This is a genomic window from Neisseria sp. GT4A_CT1 (assembly GCF_000227275.1).
Taxonomy (GTDB): Bacteria; Pseudomonadota; Gammaproteobacteria; order Burkholderiales; family Neisseriaceae; genus Neisseria.
Genome location: NZ_JH164968.1, coordinates 195,957 through 206,646, shown reverse-complemented (window position 1 = coordinate 206,646; position 10,690 = coordinate 195,957). Strand labels below are relative to the sequence as shown.

Sequence of the window (10,690 nt, the reverse complement as noted above, 5' to 3'; positions counted from 1 at the left end):
TCACGAGGCTGTAACCGTTGGACTGGGCAATCTTGGTCTCGTTCGTGACGTTGGTCACGTTCGGGTTGGTGCTGTTGTCCACCAGGGTAATGTTTTTGATATTACCCAAGCCTGCTTTGCCGTCTGCTTCGACTGCCGGCGGTGCGGTGTTGACGTTGCCGCCGTTGCTGCCGATCAGTTCGTAAACTTGGTGCAGTTGTCCGCCGTTGACGGCATCGGTGCTGCCTGCGGCGACGGTGCCTGCGGCGACGCCGGTCACTTTCTTACCGCCTGCGTTGATACCCTCGGCAGTGATGTTGACATCGCCTGCTTTCAGACCGTCTTTGCTCAGAGCCACTTTGTCGCCGACGTTGACGCCGTTGTTGTTCACAACCGTATCGCCTGCTTTGACACTGTCGACTTTCAGGTCTTTGTTGAGGCCGACCTGAATGCCGTTCGCGCCTGCGGTGGTGGTGATGTTGGCATCGCCTTTAACGGCGACGGTATCGCCCAGTTTGTTGGCAATGGTCGTACCGCTGTCGCCTGCGAAGCTGATGCCTTTGTTGTCTACTGCGTCTTTCGCCGCTACGCCTTTGGCGATGTCGGCTTTGACGGCTTTAGACAGGTCAACGGCGTAGTCGGTTACGTTGTTGGCGTCTTTGTTGCCTTTGGTCACGACGATGTTGTCAGAACCTGCGGAGACGCTCGCGCCGTCGGCGTTAACGGTGTAAACGGTTTGACCGTTCGCGCCTTGTTTGCCGGTCACGCCGGCAATGTTGGTGCCGGCTTCGACTTCGGTCTTGGCGGCGGCGGTCAGACGGTTCAGCTGTCCGACGTTGGCAGCATCGGTGTCTTTCACACCGGCGGCAACGTTGCTGATGGCTTTGTTGCCTGCATTGATGCCGTCGGCAGTGATGTTCACATCGCCTGCTTTCAGACCGTCTTTGCCCAGCGCCACTTTGTCGCCGACGTTGACGCCGTCGTTGTTCACAACGGTATCGCCTGCGGTGAAGCTGTCGGCTTTGAGGTTAGGTGCGGTCGCCACTTTGTAAGTGGTGCTGCCGTCGGCATTTTGCTCTGGTGTAACAACGATGTTGTCGTTGCCGCTGTCCACTTTGGATGTCGCTTTCGCTGCGGCTGCTTTGAGCTGTGCAACGTTCACTGCGTCTGTATCGGCTTCGCCTGCGGCGATGTCGGACACTTTGTTGCCGCCGTTGTTCAGACCGTCTTTGGTCAGGCTGACAGGTTTGCCTGCTTTGCCGTTACCCACAGTCAGTCCGTTGTCGGTCAGTACGCTGTCGCCAACAGTGACTTTGTTGAAGGAGACGTCGTCTGAAGTCGCTACGGTGATGTTCTTACCGTTGCGGCTGACTTTGATGTTTTTGCCTTCTTTGAAGGTTACAGTGTCGCCCGCGGCGATTTTTTCAGACGAGGTTTCGTCGTTGGCGTTCAGGTTCCAACCTTTTTCAGCAGTTTCTTTCACCGCGGCAATCGCGTCGTGAACATTGGCTTTGCCTGTACCGCCGATGTCGGTGAAGGTGACGTTGCCATTGTTGTTGGCTGCGTTACCGCCGAAGATTTTCGCCAGGTTGGCTTGGGCTGCGTTCAACTGCTCTTCAGTCGCAGCTTGACCTTTGGTAGCGAAGTCCGCACCGCCCAAGGCTTTGTTGCTCAGACCGCTGACTGTGCCGTTTACGCCGTCGATGCTGACAGGTTTGCCACTGTCTTGTCCGATTTTGACGGTATCGGCAAGTTTCAGTTGTACGCCGCCTTCAACGGTTTCGCTGACAATGTTGCTGTCGCCTTTGATGTTGACAGTGTCGCCCAGAGCGTATTTGTTGCTGCCGCTTGTACCGCCGATATTGATGCCTTTGGCAATATTACCAGCGTTGGTATCGGCTTTCTGATAAACTTTATACAGTTGCGCTCCGTTAACAGCATCGGTGCTGTCAGCAGCAAGTGTGCCTTCGGCAACCTTAGTAATCTTGTTGCCGCCGTTGTTCAGACCGTCTTTGGTCAGGCTGACGGCTTCTTTGCCGCTGCTTGGCACCGGAGTCAGGGTGATGCCGTTTGCTGTGGTTTCGGCAATATTGCCGTCTTTGTCAGCCACTGAAACATTGCCGCCGTTGATGGTGGTCACGTTGCCGTCGGTTTCAAAGTGTGCGCTGTTCAAACCTTGCAACTCTTTGGCAAGTTTGACGTTGAGCGTACCGTTGGCGTCGTCTGAAACCACGCCGATGTTGTTGTCAGACAGTTTCGCTGCGTCTGCACCGCCTTTAACCAAGACTTGGTTGCCGAGTTTGCGCTCGAAATTCTTGTCTGCGTTGTCGCCGCCGAAAGTCAGACCTTTTTGCAGCTCGGTACCGATATTGTCCAACGCACCTTGTACGGTGTTGACAGGTGCAGCCTGCGTGCCGTCGGTTTTGGTTACTACCAAATTCGGTACTTCAACCGCGCCGGTAGTCGGATTGACGGTTGCGCCCAATGCGGTTGCCAATGGAGTGAGCTGGCTAACGTTGACGGCGTCGGTATTGCTCACACCGGCAGCAATGTCGGTTGCTTTCTTACCGCCGTTAGACAGACCTTCGGTCGTCAGTTTGACAGGGTTTGCCGCTGTACCGACGGTCACGCCGTCTGCAGCAACGGTGGTTTTGCCGCCTGCTGCATCGATGAATTCAGACGAGGTCAAACCTTTCAGCTCTTTCGCCAGTTTGACGTTGAGCGTACCGGTAGTGTCGTCTGAAACCACGCCGATGTTGTTAGCAGACAGTTTAGCTTCATCTGCCTCGCCGCCTTTAACAGTAACAGTGCTACCCAATTGGCGTGTTGAAGGCGTACCACTGTCGCCTGCAAAAGTCAGAGGCGCACGGACGGCATTGCTCAAGGCAGTCAATGCGCTGCCGACATCGTTGTAATCAGCTACGCTTGAGGTCGCGGGGCTGCTGGAAATCACAGAGTATTTCGGCGCGGCGATTTCACCGGTCGCGCTGTTGACGGAAGTACCCAAAGCTTTGGCAACTTTGTCCAGCTGGGATACGTTTACCGCATCATTTTGTCCCTTACCTGCAGCAACGTTGCCAACTTGGGTCGGAACGGTAGTTTGCGGATCGGTCGGATTCAGCGCAGCAATGGTTACGTTACCGTTGTAGGTTTGGCTTGGATCTTCCGCGTAAACGAAGGAAATCTGCCTTGTGCCTGACGAAGCATCCACAGTACGTTTCAAGATTTTGCCATTTTCATCAACATAAGCAAACGGAGCTTCATTGGTAACTGCCGTCAAGGTAGTCACGTGAACGTTATTGATGGCATCGGTCAACTGGCTCAAGTTAACCGCGTCGGTCGGCTGTTCGCCCTTGCCCAGATTGGTAATCTTGGTGTTGGACATATCCAACCCGTCTTTAGCGGTGATTTTGCCGGCGAACTCGGGCGCATCGGCAGTATTGATGCTGACGGTGGACTCGTTTTGGTTCAGCACGATATTTTTACCCGCTTCCAACGTGATGGTCGAACCGTTGGTAATTTCTTTCAGCGAGTGGTTGTAGGCTTCACCGTTGGTACCGCTGGTTTTAGCCGTATTCAGCTTGAACGACTTGTAAGAGGCGTTGTTGATGGCGGAAATCGCGCCTTCAATGGTGGATGCGCCCGTACCGCCGATGTTGGACATCGTAATAGTACCGTCATTCGCAATGGCTGCGTTTCCACCCAATACGCCGACTGCGCTCTTGCCGATGTTGTTCATGACGTTTTGAGTCGCATAAAGCTGGCTGCCGTTTACTGCGTCGGTGCTGCTATCGCTGATGCGGCCTGCGGCGACGTTGGTAATCGTACGCTCTTTGCCTGCCGTACCGATGCTGAGTGTGGATGAAGGTGCGTTACCTGCAAAGTTGCCGAAGGTCAGACCGCCAACAGTGGCAGAGGTCGTCTGAACGGCTGCTTCAGTCGCAGAATTGACACCCAATGCGATGGAGTCTGCATGAGCGGCATTGGCTTTTTTACCGAGCGCAATGGCATTGCTTGCAGAAGCTTTTGCTGAATCGCCGAAGGCAAAGGAATCGCCTGCGGTGGCTTGGGCGTTTTTACCGAAAGCTACGGCACGGTTTTGCGTGGCTTGGGCTTTGTAGCCGATGGCGATGGTATCCTCTCTTTGCGCGTCTGCTTCGTTACCCAATGCTAAGGCATTGTTGGCAACGGCTTTACTGTTCCGACCTGCCGCGACAGTACCGGAAGCGGTTGCGCGGGTATTGAAGCCCAACGCGGTCGCACCTGCCGCCGTGGACTGGCTGTATGCGCCGATTGCGGTGGCGGAATCTTGGTTGGCGATTGCGCCGTCACCGACCGCTACGCTGGATTTGCCCAATGCTTTGGAAGACTGGCCGCCTGCGAAGGAGTTTTGACCGTAGGCGTTGGACGCTTGACCGACCGCGGTAGCGTTGGTGCCGCTGGCTTTGGTGTTCGCACCGATGGCAACGGAACCTTCACCTTTGGTTGCGCCGTTGACGGCGGCAACAGAGTCGGTATCTTCGTTGACGGAGGCGTTTTTACCGATGGCGATAGAGTTGGAAATCACCGCCTGCGCGCCTGTACCGACGGCTACGGCAAAATCGCCCGCAGCTTGGGCATCCGCGCCTGCTGCCAAAGCATCCAGTCCGGTTGCACCGTCATTGTTGTAATTGCCTCGGGCATTGGAGGTCGTCTTAACGCTGTAAAAATGGCTGGAGCTGCCGCCGCCCAATTGGTCGATTTTGTTGTTCATCGCTTCCAAAGCGTCGTGAACATTGGTTTTGCCTGTACCGCCCAAATTGTTCAGGGTCAGGTTGCCTGCATTGTCGATTGCAGTTTCGCCGCCCAAGGCATCTTTGACGTTTTTACCCAAGTTGAGCAGGTAAGAATTGGTCGCGTAAAGCTGGCTGCCGTTGATGGCGTCGGTGCTGGTTGCGCTGATAACACCCGCAGAGACGTTTTGAATTTGACGGGTGAAGTTGTTGGCAGGGGTGGTTGCATCGACTTTACCGACGGAAACCGTACCGTAAGACCATGTACCGGCGGCTGTGTAGTTACCGTTCAGTGTGTAATCGCCACTGTGATGCGCTTCAGTCAAACTGCCGCCACCCAAAGCAACATCGTTTTCATTGACGGCATGGGATTCGTAACCTAAGGCAAGTGCTTTGACAGCATCAGCTTTGGTGTATGCACCCAAAGTAACCGCACCTGCTTTTGCCGAAGTCGCAGATACACCCAAGGCGACAGTATTGCCTTCCGCAGCATTGGCGGAATGACCGATAGCAATAGCTTCTGCTGCAAGTGCTTTAGTCGTATTACCAAAGGCAATCGAGCTGTTACCCGTTGCTTGGGTGTCGAGACCCATCGCCATTGCATAGTCTTCTGAAGCGACAGCATTGCTGCCGATGGCAATGCCGTTGAGCTTGCTGTTGGTTACCTTCGCCATGTTACCGATGGCCACGGCAAAACGACCGGAGGCATTGGAATCGATACCCAATGCGACCGCCTCACTGCCCGATGCGTTGGCACGCTGACCCACCGCGACAGAAGAAACGGCTCCGGCAACAGTCTCGTGACCGATGGCGACGGTTTCGTGTGCGCTGGCATTGGCAGTCTTACCGATGGCTACCGAATTGTCGCCGCTGGCTTTGGAAACCATACCGACGGCAACTGCGGATTCTTTTTCTGCCAAGGCCGTTTTACCGATGGCTACGGTGTTGCTGAAGCTGCCTTTTGCAGCCTCACCGATGGCGACAGTGGAAGTGACGCTCAGTTTTTGGGCATCCGTACCCATGCCTGCTTCCCTACCGATGGCGACGTTGTTTGCACCGGACACAAATGCGCCGGAACGCAAGCCGAGGGCGATGTTGTCCACGCCGGTAGCGTTGTTGCCCGTACCTTTACCGATGGAGATTTGGCGTTCGTTGGTATAGGCATTGCGACCGCTGTCCGCACCGATATAGACGGTGTCCGCACCGACTGTGCGCCCTGCGGAAACGGTAGCGTCGTACACACCTGCGTTCGTACCCACTACGATATTGCCCGTACCTGCCGCTACGGCTTTGTTACCGATGGCAACGGCGTTGTTGGCGGTGGCTTGGCTGTTTTGACCGAGTGAAGTAGAAGTTTCTGTAGTGGCAATGGCTTCCTTACCGACTGCAATGCTGCTCAAACCGGTTGCCTGAGTGGCAAAACCGACAGCAATTGCACCTTTGGCAGAAGCAGTGGTTTGCGGACCGGCAGCCAAGGCGTTTTCAGCACCTGCATTGCTGTCTACACCGAAGGCTGTGGCGCGCAGGCCGTTTGCCGTGCTGTTTTTACCGACGGCAGTGGTATCATGATTGACGGTCTTGGCACCATAACCGATAGCAGTTGAGAAATTACCGGTTGCGTTCGTCGCTTTGTCCGTCGCCTGACTGCCGCCAATCGCGATGGAGGACGTGCCCTGTGCATTTGCTTTACCGCCGATGGCAATACCATAAGCTCCTGAACCGACCGTAAATTCGCCTATGGAGATGGCACGCTGTGCAGAAGCGACGGCAGTACCCATTATTGCCAGGCTGGCAGGACCCGATGCATTGGCACCTTTACCGATCGAACTTGAACCACCGATGGCGACAGCACTCAATCCCGAAGTATTGGAATTGAAACCAATGGCAACGCCATTAGATGCTACATCGGTTACAACGGATTTGGTACCGATGGCAACGGACGAACTGCCCTGCGCATTTGAGTTGTCACCAACTGCAATACTGCCGCTTTTGGTGTTCGCCAAATATCCGATGGAAACGTTTTTATGTTCCTTACCGGTCGCACCGGTTCCGATATAAACCGAATGACTGCTGTTGGAATCAACGCCCGCCGACGAACCGATGGCAATGACATTATTGACTCCCGAACCGCCTTTCAGTGCGCTCTCGCCAATGGAAATATTGCGGCCGCCGGAAGAAACGGTATCGCCTGCCAATTTTCCGATACTGACATCAGCCTCACCTTTTGCTGATGCCGTCTGACCCATGGCGATAGATTGATTGTGGTTGGCACTTGCCGCCGCACCAATGGCAATCGCACCGGTTGCACGAGACGGCTCATCACTCGGACCCGCAGTGGAAGAATTGGCACCGATAACGACATTGGTTTCCCCTTTGGAAGATGCCCCTTGTCCCATCACGACGGACTTGCCTTGTTTGGGTGTGACTCCCGGTACGACATCCAAGGCTTTTGTACTATCGTCGCCGCAGACCACGTTGTAGCTGGTGGTATCGAAATAGCAGGTGTGGTAATCAGTACCTTCGGCAGCCGCAGTGACGGCTTTACCATTGGCAAGGGTTTTGCCGCTATTTTCTGCAGCCATGACTTGACCGCTGGCGAGCAGCAGGCCGGACATGATGGCGGTAAACGCGAAGCGCACGCCTACGGAGGCAACGATGCCGCCTATGCCTGATGAAGCCGTTTTCCCATGCGCTTTGGCGAATTCCGCCACCGCGTTCCACGTCTGTGTGGTTTCGTTCCATACGACACGATAGATTTTATTCATGCTGACTCTCTGATTTAAAATGTTAAACAAATAAATTTAATATATTATTGAATTGATAGAATAACCTGCTTTTCAAACATCCAACCCAATAACCAAAAATGAAAATATCGTATTTGATGCCGATATTTCGATTGCAAAATTTATTCAACGGATATGACGTATATTGTCACTTTCAAACAAATTTCAGGATTTATCTATACCTCAGATAACAATCTCCCAAAACTGATTTATCGACCTTTTGGCTATTTATCTATCCGCTTATCTTTGATAACTTCTATTTTCTTAACTTTATTTTGCAATCAAAGTGAAACTTTATCTTTTATCTGAAAGCAATTTATATGCCAAAACCCTTTTGCCTGAATTCACTCGTACTAAAAAAATGATATTTTTAAGTATCCGGAATCCAAAAATAAGAAAAGAGGTCGTCTGAAAACGTTTCAGACGACCTCTGTAATCCTTATGTTAATTCAATATTAATGAATTATGTTTCGGATACCATCTTTAGCAAGTTGGCGATGTTAAGCGGCATTATTCTGTATAATGCCGCAGTGTTTTTGAAACAAGGAATACAAATGCTTACCCCAGAACAAGTCAAATCGCTGATTGAAGGCGTCGCCGCTTGCGAACACGTTGAAGTCGAAGGCGACGGACATCACTTCTTCGCCGTCATCGTCTCTTCCGAGTTTGAAGGCAAAGCCCGCCTCGCCCGCCACCGCCTGATCAAAGACGGTCTGAAGGCGCAACTGGCCAGCAACGAATTGCACGCGCTGTCGATTTCCGTTGCCGCCACGCCTGCGGAATGGGCGGCGAAGCAGCAATAAGCCGTTACCTCAGACAAAAAAAGGTCGTCTGAAACCTGAATCGGGGTTTCAGACGATCTTTTTTAATTTACACAATGTTGAATTGCCGCTTAATAAGCATCAGGAATGCAGGCAGATTCAGTGTCGTTCCTTATGCTGCCGCTTCGAGTTTTTCGACCATGCCGACACCGACGCCGCAGATGCCGACGTGCACCGCCACCACCGGCGATACGGGAACGCTATCATCCAAGCAGATACCGGTCCGCTTGAAGAAGCGTTCTGCAAATATCCGATACCGGTCGCGTTCGCCCGTATAAAGACCGCCGAGGATAAATTGTTCCCTGTTTTTGCCTTGCATCAGTTTCAACACTTGGTCGATGATGGCATCAAACATTTTTTCGTCATCGGAAGTGGATTCGACCCGGCACAACTGATCTTGCGAAAAGCGCAATACGGCGCGCAGCCCCAACCAGTCGCACAACGAAGCGCCCAATCTTGCCATCGTGCCGCTGCCGACAAGAGATTTGATTGTGGACAGTCCGAAAATGATGTTGCAACGTTCTTTTAAACCTTCCAAGTAAGCAACGATTTCCGTCGGCGTTTTTCCTTCGCGCAACAGGCGGTCTGCTTCCAAAGCAAAAAAGCCTTCGGGCATGCAGCATGTCCCTGTATCGACGACATGGACTTTCAACTGCGGAACCTGCTCGGCAACTTGACGCACCATATCGGCAGAATCACTTAATTTGTGGCTCAACGTCGTCACAATGGCTTCGTGATAACCTTGACCGACCAAATATTGAAAAGTCCTCAATAAATCTTCAGACGACGGTGGTGTTGTAGAAACATCGCTGTCCAAATGCTCGCGGCGCCAATTGCAATATTCTTCATTGCTGATTTCCAGTCCGTCAGCGAACTCTTGTTGTTCCATAAATACATTCAGATGCAGAATCTGAATCGGGCTGTCCCGATCGAGTATGCCCGACAAAGAGCCACTCGACGTAGACAATACCGCGCAACGATATAAGGCATAAGAGCCTGCCATAAACTGCTCCCTTGTGCATCAAACAATGCAAAATCTCAAATAAATAAAGGACCATCTAAGCGGTCTATTTTAATGATAAACGGTATGTAAATTTTTGTCTACATATTAATAGTTTTGAGCATTATTTTGAAACTAAACACTATATTCTAAAATAATAGTTATCATTCATTGCCATATGGTTTTTATACCTCCTTTTAAACACCTGCGTTTACATATCGTTTACAATACAGCTACTTCTCAATCAAAAGACCACCTCATGCCGAAAATCACCCTGATTGCCGCCTGCGCGCCCGACCGCTGCATAGGCATCAACAACACCATGCCTTGGCACTTGCCCGAGGACTTCGCATTTTTCAAATCCTATACCCTCGACAAACCCGTCGTGATGGGGCGGAAAACTTGGGAATCCCTACCCCGCAAGCCGCTGCCCGGCCGCCGCAATATCGTCATCAGCCGTCAGGCAGATTATCCGGCAGAAGGCGCGGAAACCGTTGGCAGCCTTGAAGAAGCTTTGGCATTATGTGCCGCTGCGGAAGAAGTCATCATCATGGGCGGCGCACAAATCTATGCCCAAGCCCTGCCGCTTGCCAGCGATTTGCGGATTACCGAAGTGGCATTAGACGTCCAAGGCGATGCGTTTTTCCCCGAATTTTCGCCATCAGAATGGCGCGAAGCCGCCCGCGAAACCCACACCTCCGCCAACGGCACAGGCTACGCGTTCGTCCATTACACCCGCATCCGATAAGCAAAAACAGGCAGTTTGCCGTCAAACCGTCCGCCAACGATGCGATGAATCAATAAAATCACAAAGGTCGTCTGAAAAACAGTTTTCAGACGACCTTTGTGATTCTCAAACAGCCGATACAGTGAATTAAATTAAGCCAGCCGTAGCGTGGGCTTCGCCCGCGAATCTGCCGATCAAATTCTGATTCGGACAATCAACCAAGCCGTTTTCCGTGGGCAAAGACGCTACAATCTAAAATCACAAAGGTCGTCTGAAAAACAGTTTTCAGACGACCTTTGTGATTCTCAAACAGCCGATACAGTGAATTAAATTAAGCCAGCCGTAGCGTGGGCTTCGCCCACGAGTCTGCCGATCAAATCCCGAACCGAACAATCGTTCAAGCCGTTTTTCGTGGGCAAAGCCCACGCTACAATCCTACAATCCTACAATCCGCGTCCAGTATCGGCGGCGCCGTTATTCCCCAACCCGCCTACCAAGTCGAATAAGGATGCTTGCTCAAATACGCATTGGTAAATTTTCCTTCCGACGTAATCTCCTCGCCCAGCCAGTCCGGTTTTTCAAACGGCGTATCTTCCGCAGGCAGCTCG

At 52.4% G+C, this 10,690-nt stretch carries 4 protein-coding genes and 1 pseudogene; 2 read left to right on the top strand and 3 right to left on the bottom strand.

What is annotated here, in order from left to right:
* Positions 1 to 7,516: ESPR-type extended signal peptide-containing protein (locus HMPREF1028_RS09710; protein WP_009312610.1), on the bottom strand; the 7,516-nt coding region annotated here is incomplete at its 3' end.
* A gap of 572 nt (positions 7,517 to 8,088) precedes the next feature.
* On the opposite strand from HMPREF1028_RS09710, the gene HMPREF1028_RS09705 reads away from it, so the two are divergent.
* The gene (locus HMPREF1028_RS09705; protein WP_029609441.1) at positions 8,089 to 8,337 is read left to right on the top strand and encodes a BolA family protein; all 249 of its coding nucleotides are present in this window, start codon (positions 8,089 to 8,091) and stop codon (positions 8,335 to 8,337) included.
* Positions 8,338 to 8,467: 130 nt separating this feature from the next.
* Here HMPREF1028_RS09705 and HMPREF1028_RS09700 read toward each other — a convergent pair whose 3' ends face one another.
* Positions 8,468 to 9,358 carry a DegV family protein gene (locus HMPREF1028_RS09700; protein WP_009312609.1) on the bottom strand — a complete coding sequence of 297 codons (891 nt, stop codon included), beginning with the start codon at positions 9,356 to 9,358 and terminating at the stop codon, positions 8,468 to 8,470.
* 256 nt (positions 9,359 to 9,614) lie between these two features.
* Between HMPREF1028_RS09700 and HMPREF1028_RS09695 the strand changes: the two genes are divergently transcribed.
* Positions 9,615 to 10,103: a dihydrofolate reductase gene (locus HMPREF1028_RS09695; protein ID WP_003762131.1), complete on the top strand. Its 489-nt coding sequence runs from the start codon at positions 9,615 to 9,617 to the stop codon at positions 10,101 to 10,103.
* 469 nt (positions 10,104 to 10,572) lie between these two features.
* On the opposite strand, the pseudogene HMPREF1028_RS15555 reads toward HMPREF1028_RS09695, so the two are convergent.
* A pseudogene (locus HMPREF1028_RS15555) lies at positions 10,573 to 10,690 on the bottom strand (adenylate cyclase); the annotation flags it as partial.